This window comes from Xanthomonas nasturtii (genome assembly GCF_001660815.1).
GTDB classification, from domain to species: Bacteria; Pseudomonadota; Gammaproteobacteria; order Xanthomonadales; family Xanthomonadaceae; genus Xanthomonas; species Xanthomonas nasturtii.
In genome coordinates this window covers 1-24,652 of record NZ_LYMI01000038.1, presented here as the reverse complement: position 1 = coordinate 24,652, position 24,652 = coordinate 1, and the positions used below count along the sequence as shown (strand labels likewise).

24 protein-coding genes and 1 tRNA gene are annotated in these 24,652 nt (G+C 63.1%); 3 read left to right on the top strand and 22 right to left on the bottom strand.

What is annotated here, in order from left to right; genetic code table 11:
• Position 1: 1 nt before the first annotated feature.
• The 15 genes from nuoL to tpiA all read right to left on the bottom strand — a co-directional run bounded on the left by nuoL (position 2) and on the right by tpiA (position 13,307).
• Positions 2-2,176: an NADH-quinone oxidoreductase subunit L gene (gene nuoL / locus A7D16_RS14415; protein ID WP_064633847.1), complete on the bottom strand. Its 2,175-nt coding sequence runs from the start codon at positions 2,174-2,176 to the stop codon at positions 2-4.
• A 7-nt stretch (positions 2,177-2,183) separates the two neighbouring features.
• The gene (nuoK, locus tag A7D16_RS14410) at positions 2,184-2,489 is read right to left on the bottom strand and encodes an NADH-quinone oxidoreductase subunit NuoK (RefSeq protein WP_005914274.1); all 306 of its coding nucleotides are present in this window, start codon (positions 2,487-2,489) and stop codon (positions 2,184-2,186) included.
• Positions 2,486-3,148 carry an NADH-quinone oxidoreductase subunit J gene (locus A7D16_RS14405; protein ID WP_181920640.1) on the bottom strand — a complete coding sequence of 221 codons (663 nt, stop codon included), beginning with the start codon at positions 3,146-3,148 and terminating at the stop codon, positions 2,486-2,488. The genes nuoK and A7D16_RS14405 overlap by 4 nt, the downstream gene beginning before the upstream one ends.
• Before the next feature lie 4 nt (positions 3,149-3,152).
• Positions 3,153-3,641: an NADH-quinone oxidoreductase subunit NuoI gene (gene nuoI / locus A7D16_RS14400; protein ID WP_002810206.1), complete on the bottom strand. Its 489-nt coding sequence runs from the start codon at positions 3,639-3,641 to the stop codon at positions 3,153-3,155.
• A 3-nt stretch (positions 3,642-3,644) separates the two neighbouring features.
• On the bottom strand, positions 3,645-4,736 hold the full coding sequence (gene nuoH, locus A7D16_RS14395; protein WP_064633846.1) for an NADH-quinone oxidoreductase subunit NuoH: 1,092 nt from the start codon (positions 4,734-4,736) through the stop codon (positions 3,645-3,647).
• The gene (gene nuoG, locus A7D16_RS14390; RefSeq protein ID WP_064633845.1) at positions 4,733-6,967 is read right to left on the bottom strand and encodes an NADH-quinone oxidoreductase subunit NuoG; all 2,235 of its coding nucleotides are present in this window, start codon (positions 6,965-6,967) and stop codon (positions 4,733-4,735) included. The genes nuoH and nuoG overlap by 4 nt, the downstream gene beginning before the upstream one ends.
• Entirely contained in the window at positions 6,964-8,298 is a 1,335-nt protein-coding gene (gene nuoF / locus A7D16_RS14385) for an NADH-quinone oxidoreductase subunit NuoF (protein WP_011259746.1), read from the bottom strand. Before nuoF ends, nuoG begins: the two co-directional genes overlap by 4 nt.
• Before the next feature lie 3 nt (positions 8,299-8,301).
• Entirely contained in the window at positions 8,302-8,829 is a 528-nt protein-coding gene (nuoE, locus tag A7D16_RS14380; protein WP_064633844.1) for an NADH-quinone oxidoreductase subunit NuoE, read from the bottom strand.
• The gene (locus A7D16_RS14375; protein WP_064633843.1) at positions 8,826-10,133 is read right to left on the bottom strand and encodes an NADH-quinone oxidoreductase subunit D; all 1,308 of its coding nucleotides are present in this window, start codon (positions 10,131-10,133) and stop codon (positions 8,826-8,828) included. The genes nuoE and A7D16_RS14375 overlap by 4 nt, the downstream gene beginning before the upstream one ends.
• Positions 10,130-10,882 carry an NADH-quinone oxidoreductase subunit C gene (locus A7D16_RS14370; RefSeq protein WP_064633840.1) on the bottom strand — a complete coding sequence of 251 codons (753 nt, stop codon included), beginning with the start codon at positions 10,880-10,882 and terminating at the stop codon, positions 10,130-10,132. Before A7D16_RS14370 ends, A7D16_RS14375 begins: the two co-directional genes overlap by 4 nt.
• 36 nt (positions 10,883-10,918) lie before the next feature.
• Positions 10,919-11,473 carry a NuoB/complex I 20 kDa subunit family protein gene (locus A7D16_RS14365; protein WP_010371165.1) on the bottom strand — a complete coding sequence of 185 codons (555 nt, stop codon included), beginning with the start codon at positions 11,471-11,473 and terminating at the stop codon, positions 10,919-10,921.
• Positions 11,464-11,820 (bottom strand): NADH-quinone oxidoreductase subunit A, encoded by a 357-nt coding sequence (locus A7D16_RS14360; RefSeq protein WP_003485539.1) that lies wholly within the window; start codon positions 11,818-11,820, stop codon positions 11,464-11,466. The genes A7D16_RS14365 and A7D16_RS14360 overlap by 10 nt, the downstream gene beginning before the upstream one ends.
• 102 nt (positions 11,821-11,922) lie before the next feature.
• Positions 11,923-12,007, bottom strand: a tRNA-Leu gene (locus A7D16_RS14355).
• A 49-nt stretch (positions 12,008-12,056) separates the two neighbouring features.
• Positions 12,057-12,518: a preprotein translocase subunit SecG gene (gene secG / locus A7D16_RS14350; RefSeq protein WP_064633837.1), complete on the bottom strand. Its 462-nt coding sequence runs from the start codon at positions 12,516-12,518 to the stop codon at positions 12,057-12,059.
• Between the two features lie 33 nt (positions 12,519-12,551).
• Positions 12,552-13,307, bottom strand: a complete 756-nt coding sequence (gene tpiA / locus A7D16_RS14345; protein ID WP_064633835.1) for a triose-phosphate isomerase — start codon at positions 13,305-13,307, stop codon at positions 12,552-12,554.
• Positions 13,308-13,419: 112 nt separating this feature from the next.
• Between tpiA and A7D16_RS14340 the strand changes: the two genes are divergently transcribed.
• Positions 13,420-14,220, top strand: coding sequence for an SDR family NAD(P)-dependent oxidoreductase (locus A7D16_RS14340; RefSeq protein ID WP_064633833.1), 801 nt, complete (start codon positions 13,420-13,422; stop codon positions 14,218-14,220).
• Positions 14,221-14,315: 95 nt separating this feature from the next.
• Entirely contained in the window at positions 14,316-15,713 is a 1,398-nt protein-coding gene (locus A7D16_RS14335; RefSeq protein ID WP_064633831.1) for a hypothetical protein, read from the top strand.
• Positions 15,714-15,764: 51 nt separating this feature from the next.
• Here the strand turns inward: A7D16_RS14335 and A7D16_RS14330 are convergent, their stop codons facing one another.
• The 7 genes from A7D16_RS14330 to accD form a co-directional block, all read right to left on the bottom strand.
• Positions 15,765-16,193, bottom strand: coding sequence for a group I truncated hemoglobin (locus A7D16_RS14330; protein WP_064633830.1), 429 nt, complete (start codon positions 16,191-16,193; stop codon positions 15,765-15,767).
• Positions 16,193-17,065, bottom strand: a complete 873-nt coding sequence (locus A7D16_RS14325; RefSeq protein ID WP_064633828.1) for a DUF3034 family protein — start codon at positions 17,063-17,065, stop codon at positions 16,193-16,195. Before A7D16_RS14325 ends, A7D16_RS14330 begins: the two co-directional genes overlap by 1 nt.
• The gene (locus A7D16_RS14320; RefSeq protein WP_064633826.1) at positions 17,062-19,428 is read right to left on the bottom strand and encodes a putative bifunctional diguanylate cyclase/phosphodiesterase; all 2,367 of its coding nucleotides are present in this window, start codon (positions 19,426-19,428) and stop codon (positions 17,062-17,064) included. Before A7D16_RS14320 ends, A7D16_RS14325 begins: the two co-directional genes overlap by 4 nt.
• Positions 19,425-20,111: a methylamine utilization protein gene (locus A7D16_RS14315; protein WP_064633824.1), complete on the bottom strand. Its 687-nt coding sequence runs from the start codon at positions 20,109-20,111 to the stop codon at positions 19,425-19,427. The genes A7D16_RS14320 and A7D16_RS14315 overlap by 4 nt, the downstream gene beginning before the upstream one ends.
• 209 nt (positions 20,112-20,320) lie before the next feature.
• Positions 20,321-21,259 (bottom strand): isopenicillin N synthase family dioxygenase, encoded by a 939-nt coding sequence (locus tag A7D16_RS14310; protein WP_064633822.1) that lies wholly within the window; start codon positions 21,257-21,259, stop codon positions 20,321-20,323.
• Between the two features lie 124 nt (positions 21,260-21,383).
• Entirely contained in the window at positions 21,384-22,733 is a 1,350-nt protein-coding gene (gene glmM / locus A7D16_RS14300; RefSeq protein WP_064633820.1) for a phosphoglucosamine mutase, read from the bottom strand.
• 133 nt (positions 22,734-22,866) lie between these two features.
• Complete coding sequence (gene accD, locus A7D16_RS14295) at positions 22,867-23,751, bottom strand: acetyl-CoA carboxylase, carboxyltransferase subunit beta (protein WP_064633818.1); 885 nt, start codon at positions 23,749-23,751, stop codon at positions 22,867-22,869.
• Between the two features lie 452 nt (positions 23,752-24,203).
• On the opposite strand from accD, the gene A7D16_RS14290 reads away from it, so the two are divergent.
• A partial coding sequence (locus A7D16_RS14290; RefSeq protein ID WP_153043145.1) for an IS110 family transposase occupies positions 24,204-24,652 on the top strand: 449 nt, incomplete at its 3' end.

The following is a 24,652-nucleotide window of genomic DNA, read 5'->3' as shown; positions in this document are numbered from 1 at the left end:
GTCAACGCCAGAAATGCATCAGTACCGCCAACAAGGCGATCAAACCGATGATCATTGCGAAGGCGTAGTGATAGAGGAAACCGGATTGCGTGCGACGCAGCAGATTTGCAGCCAGGTCGATCAGTCGGGCAGAACCATTGACGACCACGCCGTCGACCACATGGGTGTCGATTGCACGTGACGCCTTGCCAAGGACAACGCCACCACCGGCGAAGCCATTGATCCACAGCTTGTCGAAGCCGTATTTGTTTTCCAGCAACCACACGATCGGCGCGAATGCCTTGCGCGATTTGGTGGCCAGGTCGGGCTTCCACAGGTAGAACAGCGCGGCCAGCAGCAAACCTGCGACCGTCAGGAAGAAAGGTGCAGCGGTCATGCCGTGCAACGCGAACGCAACCGGACCGTGGAATTCTTCAGCCAGCGCACCGACGGTGTCGCGTGCCGGGTCGTAGAAGTCGACGATGCCGGTGAAGAACGAGACGGCCTGGCCCTTGAGCGCGTGCGCCGCATGGTGACCCTGCCAATCGGTGCCGAACAGCATCGGACCAATGGTGAAGAAGCCGATCGCCACCGACGGAATCGCCAACAGGATCAATGGCAGCGTCACCACCCACTTCGATTCGTGCGGTTCGTGGGCACCGTGATGACCATGGCCGTGGTCGTCGTGGCCGTGCGTATCGTGTGCATGTACGTCGTGCGCATGGCTGTCGTGCGCGTGGACCTGCGCTTCGGCATCGGTGTGCGCGCTGTCGTGATGTGCATGCGTGTCGTGCGCATGGGCATCGCGGAAACGCTCCTTGCCGTGGAAGGTCAGGAACAGCAGGCGGAAGCTGTAGAAGCTGGTGACCAGCACGCCGCCCAGCACTGCCCAGTAGCCATACGTCGCGATCCAGCTATGCGATTCGTGCGCATGGTGTGCGGCTGCCTCGATGATGGTGTCCTTGGAGTAGAAGCCGGAGAAGAACGGCGTACCCACCAGCGCCAGGGTGCCGATCACGCTGGTCCAGTACGTCACCTTCATGTACTTGCGCAGGCCTCCCATCTTGCGCATGTCCTGCTCATGGTGCATGCCGATGATGACCGAGCCGGCAGCCAGGAACAGCAGCGCCTTGAAGAAGGCGTGCGTCATCAGATGGAACACCGCCGCCGAATATGCCGACACGCCCAGTGCAACGGTCATGTAGCCCAGCTGCGACAGCGTGGAATACGCAACCACACGCTTGATGTCGTTCTGCACGATGCCGATCAGGCCGGTGAAGAAGGCCGTGGTCGCACCGATGAACAGGATGAAGTTCAACGCGGTTTCCGACAGCTCGAACAGCGGGGACATGCGCGCGACCATGAAGATGCCGGCAGTCACCATCGTCGCAGCATGGATCAGCGCCGAGATTGGCGTCGGTCCTTCCATCGAGTCCGGCAGCCACACGTGCAACGGCACCTGCGCCGACTTGCCCATCGCGCCAATGAACAGGCAGATGCAGATCAGCGTCATCACGCTCCATTCGTGGCCGGCGAACAGCTGCACCTTGGCATTGGCCATGGTGGTCGCGTTGGCGAACACGGTGGAGTAATCCAGCGAGCCGAACCACAGCAACACGCCAGCAATGCCCAGGATGAAGCCGAAGTCGCCGACGCGGTTGACCAGGAACGCCTTCATGTTGGCGAACACCGCGGTCGGGCGCTTGAACCAGAAACCGATCAGCAGGTAAGACACCAAGCCCACCGCTTCCCAGCCGAAGAACAGCTGCAGGAAGTTGTTGCTCATCACCAGCGTGAGCATGGAGAAGGTAAACAGCGAGATGTAGCTGAAGAAGCGCTGGTAGCCCGGATCTTCTTCCATGTAGCCGATGGTGTAGATGTGCACCAGCAGCGACACGAAGGTCACCACCACCATCATCATCGCGGTCAGGCGGTCGACCATGAAGCCGACATGCGCCGAATAATTACCGACATCGAAGAAGGTGTAGAGATTCTGGTTGAACGGGCTGGCGCCCTGCTCCACCAGCTGATACAGCGTCAGGCACGACAACACGCAGCTGACCGCCACACCGAGGATGGTGACGTACTGTGCGCCCTTGCGGCCCACCTGGCGCCCGAACAGGCCGGCGATGATGCTGCCGACCAGCGGTGCAAGCACCACAGCGATCAGCAGACTCTTGGAGAGAGTGATTTCCATCTACAGGTCAGCCCTTCAACGTATCGACTTCGGCCACATTGATCGTGCGGCGCGTGCGGAACAGAGTCACCAGGATCGCGAGGCCGATTGCAGCCTCCGCAGCGGCAACCGTCAGAATGAAGAACACGAACAACTGACCGGCGGTGTCGCCGAGCTCGCGCGAGAACGCGATGAAGTTGACGTTGACCGACAGCAGCATCAACTCGATCGACATCAGCAACACGATGACGTTCTTGCGGTTGAGGAAGATGCCGGCCAGGGAGATGCAGAACAGCACCGCACCCAGTCCAAGCAGGTGGCCCAAGGTAATCAAGACTTCGCCTCCTGTCCGTCGGCCGCATCGCGCTTCGGCGCAACCTGTACCGGCTTTTCAACCGCCATTTTGACCATGCGCAGACGGTCGCCCGCCTTCACGCGCGACTGCTCGCCGGCATTCTGCAGCTTGATGCCGGTGCGCTTGCGCAAGGTCAGCATCACCGCAGCCACCACGGCCACAGTCAGGATCACCGCGGCAAATTCGAACGGCAGCAGGAACTCGGTGTACAGGCTCTTGGCCAGCCAGGTCAGGTTCGAACTGTCGGCGGCTTGCGCCGCTGCGTTGTCAGCCGGGAACGGCGTTGCGCTGCGCGACTTGACGCCGATCAAGGTGACCATCTGCGCCAGCATGGCGACCGCCACGATCACTCCGAGCGGCATGTACTTGACCCAACCCTCGCGCAGGCGGCTGGTGTCGATGTCCAGCATCATCACCACGAACAGGAACAGCACCATCACTGCGCCGACATAGACCAGCACCAGCGTGACGCCGAGGAATTCGGCACCAACCAGCAACCAGATGCATGCCATCGAGAAGAAAGTGAGGATCAGGCACAACACGGCATATACCGGGTTACGCACGCTGATCACCGCACCGGCGGACACGACCGCGACGGCGGAGAAGGCGTAAAAAGCAATAGTGACCCAGTCCATCATGACCTCAACGGAAGGCGGCATCGGCAGCGCGACGCTCGGCGATCTCGGTTTCGAACCGGTCTCCGATCGCCAGCAGCTGCGGCTTGTTGACAATGTTCTCGCCACGCTTCTCGAAGTGATACTCGAGGATGTGCGTTTCGACGATCGAGTCCACCGGGCAGCTTTCCTCGCAGAAGCCGCAGAAGATGCACTTGAACAGGTCGATATCGTAGCGCGTGGTGCGGCGTGAGCCATCTTCGCGCTTGGCCGAGTCGATGGTAATCGCCAGCGCCGGGCACACTGCCTCGCACAGCTTGCAGGCGATGCAACGCTCTTCCCCATTGGGATAGCGGCGCAGCGCGTGCAGGCCACGGAACCGTGGCGACTGTGGGAATTTCTCCATCGGATACAGCACGGTGTACTTGGGCTTGAACGTGTATTTCAACGTCAGCCACAAGCCGCCAAGCAGTTCGAGCAGCAACAGGCTCTTGAAGTAATGGGTGATCTTGTTCATCAATTACACGCCCTTCTGGATCACGCCGTAAAACACCATCAACGCCGTCACTGCGATCCATACGATCGTGAGCGGAATGAACACCTTCCAGCCCAGACGCATGATCTGGTCGTAGCGGTAGCGCGGGAAGCTGGCACGGAACCAGATGTAGGCGCTGGCGAAGAAGAACACCTTCAAAAGCAGCCACGGCCAGCCGCCGGTCCACAACCAGTCAATCCACGGCGATATATCCGCGTTGACCCAGCCCTGGATCGGGCTCAGCCAGCCGCCGAGGAAGAAGATCGAGATCAGGAAGCTGACCAGGATCATGTTGGCGTATTCGGCCAGGAAGAACAGCGCGAATGCACCGCCCGAATATTCGACCATGTGGCCGGCAACGATTTCCGATTCGCCTTCCACGACGTCAAACGGCGCGCGGTTGGTTTCGGCGACGCCGGACACCCAGTACACGATGAACAACGGAAACAGCGGAATCAGGAACCAGTCGAAGAAGCCGGAGCTGCCTGCCTGCGCGAACACGATCTGGCTCAGGTTGACGCTGCCCGAGGCGATCATCACGCCGACAAGCGCAAAGCCCATCGCAATTTCGTAACTGACCACCTGCGCTGCAGAGCGCATCGCACCCAGGAAGGCGTACTTCGAGTTGGATGCCCAACCGGCGAGGATGATGCCGTACACGCCCAGCGAAGTCATCGCCAGCAGATACAGCAAACCGACGTTGGCGTTGGACAACACCAGCTTCGCATCGAACGGCACCACCGACCATGCGGCAAACGCAGGCGCCAGGGTCAGCAACGGCGCGATGATGAACATCGCCTTGTGCGCGCTGCTGGGTTGCACGATCTCCTTGAACAGGAGTTTGAACACGTCGGCGAAGGCCTGGAAGATGCCCATGCCCACGTACATCGGCCCGTGGCGCACGTGCATCCAACCGATCAGCTTGCGCTCCCAGACGACGTAGAAGGCCACCGACACGATCACCGGCACGGTGATCAGCAGGATCTTCAACACCGACCAGAGCACCACGCCGCCATCGCCCAGCCCCAGAAACCACTGGTGCAAAGGGTCGACCAGGTTCAACAGCAATTCGTTCATGCAGCCACCACCGTTACACGACCGGCACCGAGCGGCGCGGTTGCGCCATGGCCGGATTCGATCCACACCGTGCCCGGTGCGACGCGCTTGTCCAGCACCACCGGCAGCGTTGCCTTACCGGCATCGGTACCGACCTTGACCATCTGACCTGCCTGGACCTGCAACTGCGCAGCCTGCTCCGGATGCAGCGTTACGCACGGCGCACGGTTGAGCGGGTGCGATTGCAGCGCAGCCGCGCGACGGACGACTGCATCGGTGCGGTAGATCGCTGCAATCGCAGCGACTTCCAACCCGTTGCTGGCGGCCGTTGGTTGCGCCGACGCCGTCGGGGTCACATTGCGGTTCTGCATGCCGGCGCGCAGGCCGACCAGATCGATGAACTCGAAACCCTGCAGGCCCAGCTCGCCACCAAGTGCACGCAGCACGCGCCAGCCTTCCCGTGCTTCGACCGGCAATCGGCCTGCAGCACGTGCGGTTTGCACGCGACCGTCGAGATTGGTCAGCGATGCATCGATTTCCGGCAACGCGCCGATCGGCAGGATCACATCGGCCACATCGCGCGTCGAGGCACAAGCGAACTGGCTGAAGGCAACGACCTTGGCACCGGCCAGCGCGCTGCGTGCAGCGGCCGCATCGGCAAAGTCCAGGCCCGGCTCGATGCCATACAGCACATAGGCCTGACGCGGCTGAGCGAACATTTCAGCCACGTCGCGCGCAGCGGGCAGCACGCCCTGCGAGACCAGACCGACAGCGTTGGCGCCCTGCGGGATGCGGCACAGCGATGCCCCGGTTGCGGCGGCAAAAGCGCGTGCAGCTGCACGCAGTGCGGCAGCCTGCGGATGATTTTCGACCAGCGCACCGACCACGATCACAGCGCGGCTTGCCGCCTTGACCGCATCGTGCAGCGTGACGTCGTCCAGGGCGCCAGCCAACTGCGACGGCGCCACCACGGCCCGACTGGCCTGGGTGAAGGCGAAATCGAAATCGACCGGGTTGACCGAGTGAATCTGGGTGCGGTTCTGGATGTGCGCCTTGCGCAGACGTGCATGCAGCAACGGCAGCTCGTGACGCACGTTGGTGCCGAACAACACGACCACGTCGGCTTGTTCGATCTCGGCCAGCGGCGTGGCGAATGCTTCGGCCACCGCAGCGTCGGAGAAATCGCGATTGAGCAGACGGTGGTCCAGATTGCCGCTGCCCAGCCCTTCGGCCAGACGCGCGAGCAATGCACCCTCCTCGTTGGAGGTGGACGGGTGCACCAGCACGCCGAGCTGATCGCCGGCGTTGTCACGTAGGATCTGCGTGGCGGCAGCCAGACCCTCGGTCCAGCTCACCTCGGTCCATTCACCGTTGACCTTCTTCAGCGGCTTGATCGCACGGTCTTCGGCGTACAGACCCTGATGCGAATAACGGTCGCGATCGGACAGCCAGCATTCGTTGACTGCCTCGTTCTCGCGCGGCACGGTGCGCAGCACTTCGCCGCGACGCACATGCAGGAACAGGTTCGAGCCCATCGCATCGTGATAACCGAGCGATTCGCGTGCCATCAATTCCCACGGACGCGCACGGAACTGGAACACCTTGTTGGTCAGCGCACCGACCGGGCAGACGTCGATGACGTTGCCGGAAATTTCGGTGGTCAGCGGCTTGCCGTCGTAGGTGCCGATCTGCAGATTTTCGCCGCGATACATGCCGCCCAGCTCGTAGGTGCCGGCGATGTCTGCGGTGAAACGCACACAGCGGGTGCACTGGATGCAGCGGGTCATTTCGGTAGCGACCAGCGGGCCGATGTCTTCGTCCGGCACCACGCGCTTGCGCTCGTTGAAGCGGCTCACCGAACGGCCGTAGCCGAGCGAAACGTCCTGCAGCTCGCACTCGCCGCCCTGATCGCAGATCGGGCAGTCCAGCGGGTGGTTGATCAGCAGGAATTCCATCACGCTGCGCTGGTACTTCAGCGCCTTTTCGCTACGCGTGGTGACCTTCATGCCATCCATCACCGGCGTGGCGCAGGCAGGCGACGGCTTGGGTGATTTCTCGACATCGACCAGGCACATGCGGCAGTTGGCCGCGATCGGCAGCTTCTCGTGGTAGCAGAAGCGCGGGATCGGGATGCCGGCCTTATCGGCCGCCTGGATGATCATCGAGCCCTTCGGCACCACCAGTGACTGCCCGTCGATCTCGACGGTGACATGGTCCGGTGGGACGTTCGGGTTCACTGGTTGGGCGCTCATGCAGCCACTCCGACTTGCGTATCGACGATCGAACGACCGTTGACGATGTAGTACTCGAACTCGTCCCAGAACTGGCGCAGGAAGCCCTGAATCGGCCATGCCGCCGCTTCACCGAACGCACAGATGGTGTGCCCTTCGATCTGGCCGGCAACCGTGCGCAGCTGGTGCAGGTCTTCCATCGTGGCCTTGCCGGCAACGATGCGCTCCAGCACGCGGTGCATCCAGCCGGTGCCCTCGCGGCACGGGGTGCACTGGCCGCAGGATTCCTTGTGGAAGAACTGCGAGATGCGGCACGCGAAACGCACGCAGCAGACGCTGTCGTCCAGTACCACGATGGCGCCCGAACCCAGACCGGTGCCCAGCGCACGCAGGGTGTCGTAATCCATCTGCAGGCCAGCGACCTGGTCGGCCTTCAATACCGGCATCGACACGCCGCCGGGCACCACGCCCTTGAGCTTGCGACCCGGACGCAGGCCACCGGCCATTTCCAGCAATTCGTCGAAGGTGGTGCCGAGCGGCACTTCGAAATTGCCGCCCTTCTGCACGCAACCGGAGACCGAGAAAATTTTCGGGCCGCCGTTCTTGGTCTTGCTCAAACCGAGGAACCACTCCGGGCCATTACGAATGATCGCCGGCACCGACGCATAGGTCTCGGTGTTGTTGATGGTGGTCGGCTTGCCGTAGAGGCCGAAGTTCGCCGGGAACGGCGGCTTGTAGCGCGGCTGGCCCTTTTTGCCTTCCAGCGATTCCATCAATGCGGTTTCTTCGCCGCAGATATAGGCGCCAGCGCCCAGCGCACCGTAGATATCGATATCCACGCCGCTGCCGAGAATGTTCTTGCCCAGCCAGCCGTTGGCGTACGCATCGGCCAGTGCCAGCTCGAAGTTTTCGAACGGCTCGTGGTGGAACTCGCCACGCAGGTAGTTGTAGCCCACCGTCGAGCCAGTGGCGTAGCAGGCGATGGCCATGCCCTCCACCACCGAATGCGGGTTGTAACGCAGGATGTCGCGGTCCTTGCAGGTGCCCGGCTCGGATTCGTCCGAATTGCACAGGATGTATTTCTGCATCGTGCCCTTGGGCATGAACGACCACTTCAGCCCGGTCGGGAAGCCTGCGCCGCCACGGCCGCGCAGGTTCGATGCCTTGACCATTTCGATGACGTCGGCCGGCGCGATCTTCTCTTCGAGGATCTTGCGCAGCGCGGCGTAGCCACCGGTTTTCAGATAGCTCTCATACGACCACGGGGTGTCGTAATGCAGGGTCGTATAGACGACCTGATGCGGCAGCGGCGCCGGACCGACCGGGCCTGAGGGTGCGTGATGATGTGCCATGTCTTATTCCAGCCCGTCCAGCAGCGCGTCGACCTTCTCTTTCGTCAGGTGCTCGTGATAGTGGCCGTTGATGACCATCATCGGCGCTGCAGAGCAGGCCGCCAGGCACTCTTCTTCGCGCTTGAGGTAGACGCGGCCATCGGCCGTCGACTGCCCCAGCTTGCAACCCAGTTTCTTTTCCGCATGCGCCAACAGATCTTCGGCGCCATTGAGCCAGCAACTGATGTTGGTGCAGAACGCCACGTTGTGGCGGCCGACGCGCTCGGTCTCGAACATCGAGTAGAAGCTGGCGACCTCGTAGGCCCACACTGGCGGCAGTTCCAGGTACTTGGCCACACCGACGATCAATTCGTCGGTCAACCAACCCTGGTTCTGCTCCTGTGCAGCATGCAGGCCCTGCAGCACCGCCGAACGCTTGCGATCGGGCGGAAACTTGGCTAGCCAATGGTCGATGTGCGCGCGCGTCTTGTCGCTCAGCACCACCTGCGGATCGACGTCGCGCGCCGCTTCGAAATTACCCGTCGCCTTCATCGGTCAACCTCACCGAAAACCAAATCGTAAGTACCGATCATCGCCACGACGTCGGCCAGCAAATAGCCACGCACCACGGCGTCCATCGACGACAGATGCGCAAAACCCGGCGCGCGCAGATGCACGCGGAACGGCTTGTTGGCGCCATCGGACATCAGGTAGCACCCGAACTCGCCCTTGGGCGCTTCGACCGCGCTATAGGTTTCCCCGGCCGGCACGCAGTAGCCTTCGCTGAACAGCTTGAAGTGATGGATCAGCGCTTCCATGTCGTCCTTCATGCCTTCGCGGCTTGGCGGAGCGACCTTGAAATTGGTGACCATGACCGGGCCCGGATTGGCCTTCAGCCACTTCACGCATTGCTTGATGATGCGGTTGGATTCGCGCATCTCGGCCACGCGCACCAGGTAACGGTCGTAGCAGTCGCCGTTGGTGCCGACCGGGACATCGAACTCCACCGCATCGTATTTGGCGTACGGCTGCTTCTTGCGCAGATCCCACTCGATACCGGAACCACGCAGCATCGGACCGGTCATGCCCCAGGCACGCGCCAGATCAGGGCTGATGATGCCGACATCGACGGTACGCTGTTTCCAGATACGATTATCGGTCAGCAGCGTTTCGTATTCATCCACGCGCGACGGAAAGGTGTTGGTGAAGTCTTCGAGGAAGTCCAGCATCGATCCTTCGCGCGCCGCATTAAGCTTCTTCAGCGCCCCGCCCTTGTGCCAGCGCGACTCCTTGTACCTCGGCATGCGATCGGGCAGATCGCGGTACACGCCACCGGGACGATAATAGGCTGCGTGCATGCGCGCGCCACTGACCGCCTCGTAGACGTCCATCAATTCTTCGCGCTCGCGGAACGCGTACAGCATCACCGCCATCGCGCCCAGATCGAGCGCGTTGGAGCCCACCCACATCAGGTGGTTCTTGATGCGGGTGATCTCGTCGAACATGGTGCGGATGTACTGCGCACGCTCGGGCGCTTCGATGCCCATCAGGGACTCGATCGCGCGGACGTAGGCGTGTTCGTTGCACATCATCGACACGTAATCCAGGCGATCCATGTACGGAACCGACTGGTTGAACGGCTTGGATTCGGCCAGCTTCTCGGTGCCACGGTGCAGCAGCCCGATATGCGGATCGGCGCGCACCACGGTCTCGCCATCCATTTCCAGGATCAGGCGCAGCACGCCGTGCGCCGCAGGATGCTGCGGGCCGAAGTTCATCGTGTAATTGCGGATTTCCTGCTTGCTTTCGGCAGGATTGCTCGCGAAGGCATCGGTTGCCTGGCGGAACTCACTCACTTGGCAGTCTCCGACTTGCCCACTTCACCGGCGGCAGTCTCATAACGGGCATCGTCGCGAATCACGCGCGGCACGCCGACGCGCGGCTCGACCGAGGTCACCGGCTCATACACCACGCGTTTGCGCTCATCGTCGTAACGCACTTCGACGTTGCCGATCAGCGGGAAATCCTTGCGGAACGGATGGCCGACGAATCCGTAGTCGGTCAGGATGCGGCGCAGATCCGGGTGGCCATCGAACACGATGCCGAACAGGTCGAAGGCTTCGCGTTCGAACCAGTTCACGCCCGGCCAGATATCGGTCAACGAGGCCACCACCGGCACCTGCTCGTCCGGTGCGTAGCAACGCACGCGCAGACGCTGGTTGTGCTGGTAGGAAATCAGCTGCGCGACCACTGCGAAGCGCTGCCTGGGCATGTGCTGCGGCTGCGCGCCAGTGGAACTTTCCTGGCTGGGAAATTCGCCCCAGGCGAAACGACCGACGGCCTTGCCCTCGACGCCGCGACTGAAGCCCTGCGACGACACGTCGGCAGTATCCCACTCGTCGCTGCCGTAGCCCAGGTAATCGACGCCGCACAGGTCGCTGAGCTGTTCGAAACCGAGCTCATCGCGCAGCGCCAGACAGGTGGCGTGCCAATCTGCCGCAGCGACTTCCAGCGTCACTTCGCCGCGCGGCAATGCCACGGCGATCTGCGCACCGGCGAAACGTGCCGCAAGTCGGTCAGTGAAGGAGGATGCTTGCTCTGCCATGGGGGCTTGGCTGCTCTCGGTAGAAGAAGACGGGTGTCAGCGCGCGATGGTCTGGGTACGCCAGATCTTCTTCTGCAGCTGCAAGATGCCGTAGACCAGCGCCTCGGCGGTCGGCGGGCAACCGGGAACGTAGATGTCCACCGGCACGATGCGGTCGCAACCGCGCACCACCGAATACGAATAGTGATAGTAGCCGCCGCCATTGGCGCAACTACCCATCGAGATGACCCACTTCGGGTCCGGCATCTGGTCGTAGACCTTGCGCAGCGCAGGGGCCATCTTGTTGACCAGCGTGCCGGCCACGATCATCACGTCGGACTGGCGCGGCGACGGGCGGAACACCACGCCGTAACGGTCCAGATCCAGGCGCGATGCGCCGGCGTGCATCATCTCGACCGCACAACAGGCCAGACCGAAGGTCATCGGCCACATCGAGCCGGTGCGCGCCCAGTTCAGCAGCGCATCGACGCTGGTGGTCACGTAGCCCTTTTCGAGCAACGGGTTTTCGCCTTCCGGGCGCAGGATGTCTTCCACCCGGCCTTCCGGCATCGGGTTGGTCATCAGACGATCCAGGGTCTGAATCACTCCCATTCCAGCGCTCCCTTCTTCCACACGTAGATAAAGCCGAGGAACAACATGCCGACGAACAGACCCATGGTGACCAGCGAACGTGCGCCGATCTCCATGAACACCTGCGTCCACGGCACGATGAAAATGATTTCCAGATCGAACACGATGAACTGGATCGCGATCAGGTAGTAGCGCACATCGAACTTCATGCGCGCGTCTTCGAAGGCTTCGAAGCCACACTCGTAAGGCGAGAGCTTGCGCGGGTCCGGACTACGCGGACCGAGAAATCGACCGACCAACATCAGCACGATGCCGATACCGGTGGCGACGATCAGAAACAGCAGACTCGGCAAATATTCGGCCAGCACAGCGATTCTCTCTTGCCTCTGCCCGCACGCGCCGCGTGCCGGCATGGGGTATGGACAGGCCCCGCGCGCGACAAGCAATGCGCAGGAACTGCAGCCAAACAATGGTGCCCAAGAGGGGACTCGAACCCCTACGACCTAAGTCGCTACCACCTCAAGGTAGTGCGTCTACCAATTCCGCCACCTGGGCATACGTTGCGCCGCTGGGCATCCCAGTGCGCAGCGTATTGTAACCGGCTTCAGCGTTTTTGTGCTGCTTCTGAAGCGTTTTCTTCGCTTGCCGCAGGCGCCGGCTGCGCCGGTGCGGACTGCACCGGTGCAGCGGCAGGAGCCGGATGCGACGGAGCGGTCGGAACGCCACCGGCAGCCGGAGCCTGCGGCAGCGGCTGGGTCAGCTCGCCGGCAGCAGCCGGAGCCGGCGTTGCCGCCTGCGACATCACGCCCAGGTTCTGGTCGGTAGGACGGGCGCCGTGCGTGGCGTACCACGCCATGAACAGACTGATGCTGAAAAACACCACGGCCAGCCATTTGGTCGACTTGGACAGGAAGTTCGACGCACCCTGCGAACCGAACACGGTGCCCGAGGCGCCGGCACCGAAGCCGGACCCGGCCGCCGCACCTGCACCACGCTGCATCAGGATCAGCGCAATCATCGCCAGGGCGACCAGCACGTAGACCACATTGAGGATCAACATCAGCATTTCGAAATCCGTCCCCGGACAAAACTTAATGGGTTAGCAAGCAGCCGCCGCGCGTGCGATGGCCAGGAAATCTTCGGCAACCAGTGATGCGCCTCCGACCAGCCCGCCATCGACATCGGGCTGCGCGAACAGCTCGCCGGCGTTATCGGGCTTGACACTGCCCCCGTACAGGATGGGCAACGAATCGGCAATTCTAGCATCCGCCTTCGCGACTTCGCCACGCAGGAAGGCGTGCACGGCCTGGGCCTGCTCCGGGCTGGCGGTGCGGCCGGTGCCAATGGCCCAGATCGGTTCGTAGGCCAGCACTGCGCCCGCGAAACCGTCACTGCCAACCAGCGCCAGGACCGGTTCGAGCTGGGCACGTAGGATTGCCTCAGTCTGGCCGGCTTCACGCTGTTCCAGCGATTCGCCCACGCACAGCACCGGAATCAGCCCGGCATGCATGGCGGCGGCGAACTTGCGCGCCACCAGCTCGCTGCTCTCGTGGTGATACTGGCGGCGCTCGGAATGGCCGACCAGCCCATAGCCGGCACCGACATCGACCAGCATCGAGGCCGATACCTCGCCGGTATAGGCGCCCTTTTCATTGCTACTGACGTCCTGGGCTCCGAACGACAGGTGATGTGCCTCGAAATCCTCGATCAGATCACCGAGGTAAGGCAGTGGCGGCAGGATGACGACGTCGACACCCTCCAGGGGCATGTGCGCGGCGACCTGGGCCAACAGTTCGGTGGCGAAGGCGCGGCTGCCATGCAGCTTCCAATTTCCAGCTACGATCTTTCGACGCATCAGGCGCAGGTTCCTGAGTTGAAGACAGCCGACAGAATAGCCCATGCCCTGCCGGCAACCGGCACACTTCTGTCCGCCGCATGTCCCACTCCTTCCCAAACAGGAACCTGCCATGTCCGTTTCACCTGTCTTTGCGCTGATCACCGGCGCTTCCAGCGGCATCGGCCGCGAGATTGCGCGGGCCTACGCCAGACGCGGCGTGCCACTGATCCTGACCGCGCGCCGGGTGGACCGGCTGCAGGCATTGGCCGAGGAATTGCGCAGCGCGGTGCGGGTGGAAGTGCTGCCGGCCGATCTGGCCGACCCTTCCGCAGCCGCAGCGCTGGCGGCGCAGATCCAGCGCAATGACTGGACCGTGGGCACCCTGGTCAACAACGCCGGTTACGGCGTGCCGGGCCGTTATCTGCACAGCGACTGGGCCACGCATGCGCGCTTTCTGCAGGTGATGGTGGGCGCGGTGTGCGAGCTGACCTGGCGGCTGTTGCCGATGATCCGCGCCAGCGGCCAGGGACGTATTCTCAATGTGGCGTCGTTCGCGGCGCTGACGCCAAGCGCCGATGGGCAGACCCTGTATGCGGCCAGCAAGAGCTTCATGCTGCGCTTCAGCGAATCGTTGGCGCTGGAAAACGCCGATTGCGGCGTCAAGGTCTGCGCGCTTTGCCCCGGCTTTGCATGGTCGGAATTCCACGATGTCACCGGCACGCGCGAGGCAATGTCCACCCTGCCCGCCTGGACCTGGCTGCAGGCCGACGCAGTAGCCGACTATGGAATCGCCGCACTGGAACGCGGCCAGGTGCTGGCTGTGCCGGGCTGGCGCTATCGGCTGGTCAATGCAGCGCTGCGCCTGCTGCCGCATGCATTTGCATTACGCCTGATGGCGCGCGGCTCGCATCGGGTGCGACCGCTGGAGTAAGCGCACGAAGAACTCATAAGTAAGAGATGCCGAAGCGACGTGCGCGGCCCGAAGGCCGCCGCGTGACATCACCATCCAGGACAAGACCAAAAACAATGACCAGTTTCGACACCGCACCAGTGCATGCACCAGCGGCAACACGCAATGATTCACAGGCACTTCCATTCATTGTTGCTGCAGCAATTTTTTTCACAGTCCAACTGATCATTGATGCGAGGGAATTTACAGGCGATGCTGGCGCTTACTGGGCACTAAGCTCAGCGATCATCGACGGCACCTTCCCGCAAACAATCAGGGGCTACGCCTACCCGCTCCTGCTGACCCCTTTCAGGCTTGTCTTCGATCACTCACAGCCGGCAGGGCTACTATTTCTAAAAATAGGGCAATCGATCGGATATGCCTACGCATTTTCCATATTAATCCCGAATCTCTACAGGTCGATATTTGGCGCAAAGCTCTCTACAGCAAGCAGACTCATCCCATCGATCTTGATTGCATCAGTATTCCCAGGGTTGATTTCCTATCCCCTGAGCGATGCACCATCACTTGGATTGATGGCACTGGCCCTGTACATCACGGTGAAGTCGATCAGGTCAAAGTCATTCTATGGGTTGTTTGCAGCGGGAGCGATCTGCTATCTGACATACAACATCAGAACCATCTATCTGTTTTCATTCATTGCCCTCGCTATCGTTGTCACAACGTTTTTTGCCAAGGACATTCAGCGCAGGGCTGCTGCGCTCACGATCTTTTTAGCGGGCTCGCTGCTGAGCGCTTTGCCGCAGATGGCAATCAACTACACACACCATGCCACTGTGTCGCCGCTTTTGGTGACCGATGTCCGCGGCGCATCACTTTTTGCCAGGCAGCTGACTTGGGGCATGGTCGTTGACAGGTATGAGACCTACATTGACCCCGGCACCGGAAAGGCAACTCCGACCTTTTACGCCAACAAGCGCGGCGCGGCGGTACTGCAGAAGAATGGCGGATTTATCGCCAACCAGTCTTTCACGAAGATATTGGCGATGATGGCGAACCACCCAGTCACTTTCGCTCAAATCTATTTGCGCCACATCGCCTCAGCGCTCGATGCCAGGGATGGAGAAGTCTATACAAAGCAACCATCAGCCGATAAAAATCCACGCTCGGTCCTTTTTCTCATCATCGTCACCTTTGGCATCACTCAGTTGGGAAAGGCGATCTTTTTTGCGTCATCCCAAGCGTCAGTGAGTGCCAGGATGCTACACACCTTGACCTTGCTCGCGCCTTGCATTGCCATCATTCCTGGCGCAATCGAGACTCGATTCTTTCTCCCCCTCTATTGCCTGGCTTATTGCGCATTGGCTTTTCAACAAATCAGCAGAAGGGCACTCGTCGTCCAACTGGGGATCGCGGCGATCCTGACGGCAGGCATTTATTCCTTCGCTGCCGACTCCGTTAAAAGTCCGATTCATGCCCGCCCCGAGTCATACGTCCTCGGCAACCCCGGTTGAGTTGGCCATGATTGCCAGGCAACGCGCAGCACCGCACTCGTTTGATGCCACTCAGTGATTGACGATCTCTCCGTGCATCGTGGCCAGCCGTGCCAACAAGCGGTTCTGGGTGCGACGCGGAATCTTGCGCTGGTCCATTGCCCAGTTCAGATCTTCGACCAGGGCGTTGAAGTCGCCTTCGCGGATGGACAGTTGCGCGTGCGCCTGCTGCATCGATTTGACGGTGTCCGGGCAGGGACCGTCGGCGATGTGGCAAAACTTCTGTATCAGGCGCTCGTTGAGCATGACGATATTGACGCGTGCGAATGTGTCGACGATGCGCTGGTCGTCGGCGATGCGCGAGAGCATGGTTTCCACCAGGGCTTCGATGCCGGCCTGCCCGCCCAGTTCGTCGTATAGCGTCTGGCGCGGCTGGGTGGTGGCGCAGGCGCCTGTCAGGCCCAGCATGCACAGCAAGGACCAGCGCAGCCATCGGTTCATCAGAACGCCACCTGCAGGGAGAGATAAGGGCCGCGCTGGTCGGTCAGCGTGGCGATATCGCCAAGATCGGCCCAGGCAGCAGTCAGCGAGACGTGCTTGCTGGGGAACCAGGCAACGAATGCATCTGCCCACGCCTGCTCGCGCGCGAAGCCGAGGTTGTCCGGTTTGCCCCGATATTCCACACCCACCGCCCAGGACGGCGACAGCACGACGGCGGCGCTGACTTCGGGAACCAGACGATAGCTGTTGCGGCGGTCGCCACCGAAACCGAGCAGGCCGGTCTGGTTGGCGCGCGTGGCGCGCACTGTGCCGTTGAGCAACAGTTGATACCCGCCCGCGCCCTGCAGCAGCAAGCGGCTAGCACTGATGTAGACGTCGGTACCGTGATCGTCGCGCGCACCGATCGCCAACGGCAAGCTGCCGTCGCGCAGGCGTTTGTATTGCACGCCCACACTGACCTGCGGTCCGCGCCCGTAGACCAGGTCGCCATACACGCGCAGCTTGGCGCCAAAGACATCCTGGCCGAGCGCATTCCACGGCAATGCCAGGCGATCCTGCAGCGTGCCCAGGTCCAGACGCTGGCGGGCCAGCGACAACTCCAGCCGGTTGCCCACCGTCAGCGCAGCGCCCTGCACATCGAGCCGGTAGTCGCCGCTATCCACATGCGTGGCAAAGACAATCGTGCCGAGTTCGTCGCGCGTGCCATAGCCGGACAACGTGGCCCACGGCACGATGCCGCCGCCGCTGCTGCCTTCGATCATCGAGACGCCGCCAGTGGCGAGCAGACGGCCGTCGCCGGCCATTGCGTGCAATGGCGCGAACGCGCCAGCAACTGCCGCAGCGCTCAATACGACACGCCAACCCGGGCTCATTGCTGCACGCCTGCGTGTGCCGTCGAGGTCATGCCGAGTTGGCGCATGCACCACGCCACCAGCGGCGCTTCTTCCAGTGGCGGCGAGTACAGATAGCCCTGCACCATGTCGCAGCCATAGCCGCGCAACAGCGCCAGTGCCGTTGTGTTTTCCACGCCTTCGGCGATCACGCTCAGGCCCAGGTTATGCCCCAGATCGATCGTGCTGCGGACGATAAAGGCATCGTCGGTGCCTTCGGCCAACTGCATGACGAAACTCTTGTCGATCTTCAATTCGTTCACCGGCATGCGCTTGAGTTGGGCCAACGAGGAATAGCCGGTGCCGAAGTCGTCGATGGACAAACGCACGCCCACGCTGCGCAACTGATGCAGCATATGCAGCGCAAATTCCACATCGCGCATCAAGGCACTTTCGGTCAATTCCAGCGTGACCGAGTGCGCCGGCACGGCATGGTGCTCCAGGCGGCCACGCACGAAGTCGGGCAAGCCGGGGTCGGACAGATCGAGCGCAGACAGGTTGATCGCCATGCCCAGCTCCAGCCCCTGCTTGCGCCACTGCGCCTGGCAGCGCAGCGCCTCATCCAGCACGTACCGGCTGAGCGGATGGATCACGCCGGAGTGTTCGGCGAGCGGGATGAATTCGTCCGGGCCGATCGGCCCGAGTACCGGGTGATGCCAGCGCACCAGCACTTCGACCTGTTCCACCTGATCGCTGCGCAGACAGATCTTGGGCTGGAAGCGCAAGGTGAGCTCGTTGCCGCCGATGGCCTGACGCAGATCGCCGGTGAGGCGCAGACGCCGCAGATGCTGCTCGTCCTGGCCCATGCGGTACACGCTGGCACCGATGGTGGTTGTGGTGCCAACCTGCCTGCGTGCGATATCGGCGCGGCGCAACAAGGTATCCGGGTCGGCGCCATGCTCGGGAATCAAGGCGATGCCGATGCTGGCTTCGAGCTGGATGCGCGCCTGCGGCAATACCAATGGGCGGCGCAGCTGCTGCAGCAGGCGCTGCGCATCCTGCTGCACGCTGGCTGCATCGGCTTGGGCAACGACCACCATGAATTCATCGCTGCCCAGCCGGCCGACCAGGTTGGGCTCTTGTACGAGATCGACGAGCCGGCGCCCGGCTTCCACCAGCACCTGGTCGGCAAAGTCGTGGCCCAGGCTGTCGTTGAGTTCCTTGAAGCGCTCCAGATCCAGGATCAGCACCGCGGCGGTACCGCCGGAGGCCACGGTCTGTTCCACCACCTCCTTCAACCGCTCCAGTAACCAGATGCGGTTGGGCAAGCCGGTCAAGGCGTCGTGCCGCGCCTGATGCAGGATGTGCTGCTCGCGACTGGCGATCTGGTGCTGCATGCGTCCGAAGCTGTCGGCCAGCTCGGCCAGTTCGCGGCCGGGCGGCACCTGCACCGCGGTGCCGTAATCGCCGCGCTGGATGCGCCGTGCGGCCTGCACCAGTTGCGCGACCGGCTTGCTCACGCTGCGCGCCAAGAAGATCGCCACGCCCAGCGCAGCCACGGTTGCCAGGCCGGCGAGCAGCAGGATGCGCAGTTTGAGGATGCGATACGGCGCAACGGCGCGATCCAGCGATGCCTGCAAGGCCACCCGCACGTGGCTGTCGCCCTGGATCGATTGCAACCTGCTCAGATAGCGCGACTCGCCCAGCGTCAACGGGATCGATGCCGCCTGCACTTTCTCGGCTGCGGGCAGTTGTTGCGCAAACTCGGCGCGCGCCGGCGCCTCCAGGGTGGAGGCCAGCACGCGCACTGGTGGGCCGTCGGTAAAAAAGGTGGCATCCAGCCCGGTGGTGCTGCGGAAATCCTGCGCCAGGCTATCGCCGGATTCGTTGCCGATCGCGATCCAGCCGACCCGGCTTGGCGCCAGCACCTGCACCACCGCAAGCCGCACGATGTGCTGATCGAGTGCCACCACCCCCACTGCGTGTCCGTCGCGCTGGGCCTGTTGCAGCAACGCCTGCACCGCACGCAATTGTTCGGCCTGCGGCAGATCGGCCAGGCCGGTCAAAAATTCGCCATCCGGCGACAGCAGCAATGCAGTCTGTGCCGACATGCGCGCGGCATGATTGCGCAAGGCCGATTGCATGGTGGGCACGTCGCCACTGGCCACGGCGGCGCGGAAGCCGAAGTCGTCGGCCAGTACCGATGCCGACTGCAGCAACTGTTCGTCGCGACGCACGTTGATGCGTTGCCAGACCCGCTCGCCGATCTCCAGATCTTCGCCAAGCTGCGCCTTGACGCTGCGTTCGGTCGCCAGCTGCACGGCAATGAACGTCAGCGCCTGGGTGGCCAGCACGACCAGGACCAGCAAGGCGGCGATGCGGGTATGCAGGCGCATGGCCTTCATGGGCGCGGCTTTTTCGGGTCGGCGTTGCGGAACTTGTCCTGCAGCGCGCGCACGCGCGCATCCGGCGGTGCCACGGCGGGTGCGGCGCCAGTGGTCTGCAAGGTGACGCGGCGCTGCACGGCATCGCGCGCGATCACCAGTGGCTCGCTGCTCGCGGCGCCCTTGATGCGCGGATGCCAGACGCGCAGCGTGTAATTGCCCGCAGGCGCCTCGATCTGGGCGCGACCATCGCTGCCGCTCTTGCCGAAATACGGCGTCTCCAGCACCACGATGTACCCGAGCATCCAGTCGTGGATATTGCAGCCCACGGTCACCAGGCCAGCCTGATCGAACCGGACCGGCGTCGCGGTAGTGCCTTGGAACAGCGGCAACTCGAAGCGTTTGGCCGGAGAGAACGAATAGACCTGATGGCGGATCTGGTCGTTGTTCGGAAAGCGCACCAGGGTGCCGGCGCGCACCGCCAGCACCGCAGGCACGAACTGCGAGTTGACCTGATCCATTTCCACGGTCTTGGCTGCACCCGGCGGCGCAGCAGGCCGCGCCGGCTCCAGGCTCACGACCGCATCGACCAGCACGCCACCGGCATCGGCGACGGTCACGCCGACCGACGCGGCCGTCACTGGCCCTGCGGCTGCATACGCCAGCAGTACGCACGTCACACTTACTCGTTTGAACCACCGCATCCGTATGCGCCCCCACCTCGTGCAATCGGCAGCGGGCGCCAGGCGAGTCCGACGTCGCGCTAGAGATCAGACTGGGTTATCGGCGCGAGTGAACGCAAGCTTTAACCAGACGCGAGCGGAATTTCATGAGTGGTTGTGTGGCAATCGTCACCACCGTTGTTGCGAGCGCGGCTATTCGCTGCGCGCAACGCGCCCCATTACGCACTGGATTACTTCAGCTTGATCTCGCGTAGGCGCTCTTCCAGGAAGCCATGCGCCGTGATCGGCGCAGGATAACGGCTGGGGTTGTCGGCGGTGATACACGACGGCAACACGTCGATGAGGAAATCCGGATTGGGGTGCAGGAAGAACGGCACCGAATAGCGTGGCTGGCGCGCCTGCTCGCCCGGAGGATTGACCACGCGGTGGATGGTGGACGGATACACGTGGTTGGTGAGGCGTTGCAGCATGTCGCCGATATTGACCACGATGGTGTCGGCATCCGCCGTGAACGGCACCCACTCGCCGTCGTTGGAGCGCACTTCCAGGCCGGCCGCACTGGCGCCGACCAGCAGGGTGATGAAGTTGATGTCGCCATGCGCACCGGCACGCACGTTGGGGATGTCGTCGCTGGTGATCGGCGGGTAGTGGATCGGCCGCAGGATCGAGTTGCCGTTGTTGGTCTTGTCGACGAAATAGTCCTGCGGCAGGCCGATATGCAGCGCCAGCGCCGACAGCACGCGCGAACCGAGTTGATCGAGCTGCTGATACAGCTGATAGCCGCGCTCGCGGAAACCCGGCACTTCGCTGGGCCACAGATTCGGCGCCATCACCGCACGGTACGGCGAGTCGTCCGGGATCTCGCGACCGATATGCCAGAACTCCTTCAAGTCGAAGTGCTTGGAATCCTTGGCGGTTTCCACACCGAACGCGGTGTAGCCGCGCGCGCCGCCGCTGCCTTCCACGTGATAGCGGCGCTTGACCTCTTCCGGCAACGCGAAGAACGCCTTGAACACCTCGTAGGCGGCATCGATGTCGGCCTGGGCGATGCCGTGATTGCGGATGCCGGCAAAGCCCCACTGCCGATAGGCCGCTCCGATCTCGGCGACGAAGGCGTCGCGGTCGGTGTCGAAACGGGTGATGTCCAGGGTGGGGATGCGCGCGCTCATACGGATGTCTGCAGTCGAAGTCGAAAAGGTCGAGAGAAAGCCCGCCGCTCAGATCAGCAGGCGATACAACAGGTAGAACGTCGCAGCCTTGGCGATGACCACGCAGACGCCAATGACGATTGACTCACGCCGCGTCACGCACCGCACCTGAGAGTCGGTCGAGTGTGTCCTGCATCAGGCCGGCGTCGTCGGCTTCCACGGTCACGCGCACCACCGGCTCGGTGCCGGACGGGCGCAGAAACGCGCGGCCGCGACCCTGGACAGCGGCTTGCGCCTGCTGCAACGCCTGCTGCACGTTGGCCGCTTCCACGATGGCCTTGGCCGCGCCGCCGTCCAGGCGCACGTTGACGGTCTTCTGCGGCACCTTGCTCAGGCTGCCGAGCGCCTGGCGCAGGCTGTGGCCATCGCGGCTCAGCGCTTCGAGCACCTGCAACGCACTGACGATGCCATCGCCGGTGGTGGCGCGGTCCAGGCACAGCAGATGGCCGGAGGTTTCGCCACCCAGCGTCCCGCGGCCTTCGACCAGCGCCTGATGCACGTAGCGGTCGCCGACCTTGGCACGCTGGAACGGGATGTTCAGCGACGCCAGCGCCTGTTCCAGGCCGTAGTTGGTCATCAAGGTGCCGACCACGGTGCCGGTGAGCCGGCCACTGGCCTGCCAGGAGCGGGCAAGCACATACAGCAGATCGTCGCCATCGACCGGGTTGCCCTGGTCGTCGGCCATCAGCACGCGGTCGCCGTCGCCATCGAAGGCGATGCCCAGATGCGCACCGCTCTCGCGCACCTTGGCGGCGAGATTGTCGATATGCGTCGAGCCGACGCCGGCATTGATGTTGAGCCCATCCGGCGCGGCACCGATGACAACCACCTCGGCGCCCAGCTCACGGAACAGCATCGGTGCAATGTGATAAGTGGCGCCGTGCGCGCAGTCCAGTACCATCTTCAGGCCGTGCAGGGTGAAGCCACGCGCCACGCTGGCCTTGCAGAATTCGATGTAGCGGCCGATCGCATCGCGGGTGCGGATGGCCTTGCCCAGACGCTCGGATTCCACGGTATGGAATGGCTCGTCCAGTGCCGCTTCGATCGCCGCTTCCGTGGCGTCGTCGAGCTTCTCGCCTTCGGCGGAGAAGAACTTGATGCCGTTGTCGTAATGCGGATTGTGCGAAGCGCTGATGACCACGCCCGCGTCGGCGCGCAGTGTGTTGGTCAGGAACGCGATGGCCGGGGTCGGCATCGGGCCGATCAGCTGCACGTCGGCACCAGCGGCGACCAGGCCGGCTTCCAGCGCCGCTTCGAACATGTAGCCGGAAATGCGGGTGTCCTTGCCGATCAGCACCAACGGGCGCTTGCTGCGGCCCTGGGTGAGCACGCGGCCGAGCGCATTGCCCAGGCGCAGCACGAAATCGGCCGAAATCACGCCCTGCCCGACCCGACCGCGAATGCCGTCGGTGCCGAAATATTTGCGAGCGCTCATGGAGCCGGGACCGGGGACCGGGGACCCGGGATCCGGGAGGAGCAGACGCAGCGGCGAAGCGGTCTGTGCCAGGCCGCGCTTTTCCCGGGTCCCCGGTCCCCGGTCCCGGGTCCCGCCAGCATCACCATCACCCTCACGCCACCGCCTCCTGCGGATGCGGCTGGCGCATCATCATCGCGGTGAGATCGGCGATGCGGTCGCGCATGTCGCGGCGGTCGCAGATCTGGTCGATGGCGCCGTGATCGAGCAGGAACTCGGAGCGCTGGAAGCCTTCCGGCAACGTCTCGCGCACGGTCTGCTCGATCACGCGCGGGCCGGCAAAGCCGATCAACGCATGCGGTTCGGCGATGTTGATATCGCCCAGCATCGCGAACGAGGCCGAGACGCCACCGGTGGTGGGATGGGTCAGCACCGAGATGTACGGCAGGCCGGCTTCGCGCAGGCGGCCGAGCGCCGCGGAGGTCTTGGCCATCTGCATCAACGAGAACAGCCCTTCCTGCATGCGCGCCCCGCCGCTGGCGGAGAAGCACACGAACGGGCAGCCCACTTCCAGCGCCACTTCGGCCGCGCGCGCAAAGCGCTCGCCGACCACCGAGCCCATCGAGCCGCCCATGAAGGCGAAGTCGAATGCGGCGGCAACCAGCGGGTTGCCCTTGAGCGTGCCGCGCATGGCGATCAGCGCGTCGTATTCGCCGCTGGCCTTCTGGCTGGCCTTGATGCGCTCTCCGTAGCGCTTCTGGTCCTTGAACTTGAGCACGTCCACCGGCCCGAGCTGGGCGGCGATTTCGGTGGTCGCGGTCTCCGGGTCGAACAGCGAGTTCAGGCGCGCGCGGGCGCGGATCGCCATGTGGTGGTCGCACTTCGGGCACACCTCGAGGTTTTCTTCGAGCTCCGGGCCGTACAGCGCGCTACCGCAGTTGCTGCACTTTTCCCACAGCCCCTCGGGGACGCTGCGCTTCTTGGCCGGGGTGTTCTCGGTGCGGATGCCGGAGGGCATCAATTTGCTGAGCCAGCTCATGCGTGTATGACAATCCATGCAGGGCGGCCTAGCGGGCCGCAGAGGGGCGACAGTCTAACGCAGCGCCCCAGGGTGGTGCAGCGCGCGCCGGACATGGCAGGTTGCCGTTGTGGCACAGCGTTGTGGTGCAGGCTGTTGAGCGATGTGAAGCAGGTTGGCTTGCTGTGGGGCGCTGCTTGTTCCATGGCCGTCGACACGTTCGCTCAGCACGACGCGGCTTCGCCCGTACCCTCACCCCAACCCCTTATCTCTTGGCGATCTGCCAGATTAGGTGTCGAGAGCCGGCGTGGTCGACCGATAACCCACAGGTCTAAACAACCGCGGGAGAGCGAGGTCGCCACGCCGGGATCTCCTGGCAAACGCCCGAACAGTTGCTGGAGTTGGCACTCGTAACGATCAGGCTGGGCAGCCCAGGAGAGCTCTCGACCCTTCGAGCATAGCGGAGTTTTTCCATGGCATACGGCGTAGGTATCGATGTCAGCAAGCAGTGGTTGGATGTGCATGTGCATGGCTGCAAAGGCGAGCGGCGCTTCCCCAACACGGCGGCAGGTCTGCGCCAGCTGCGCAGCTGGCTGGGACACATGGAGCTGCACCAGGTGGTACTGGAAGCCACGGGCGGCTACGAACTGGCAGCGCTGGATGCGCTGCATGCGGCCGGCCTGCCGGTGGCGCGTGTGAACCCTCGCCAAGCGCGTGACTTTGCCAAGGCCATCGGCCAACTGGCCAAGACCGACACATTGGATGCGCGTGTGCTGGCGCAGATGGCGATGGTGGTATCACTCACGCCCTACCAGCCGCTGGAAGGCTGGCGCCGTCAGCTGCGCGAGTACCAGCAGCGCCGCACGCAGGTGTTGGCGACGGTGCAGCAGGAGCGCCAGCGGCTGTCTCAACTGACCGATGT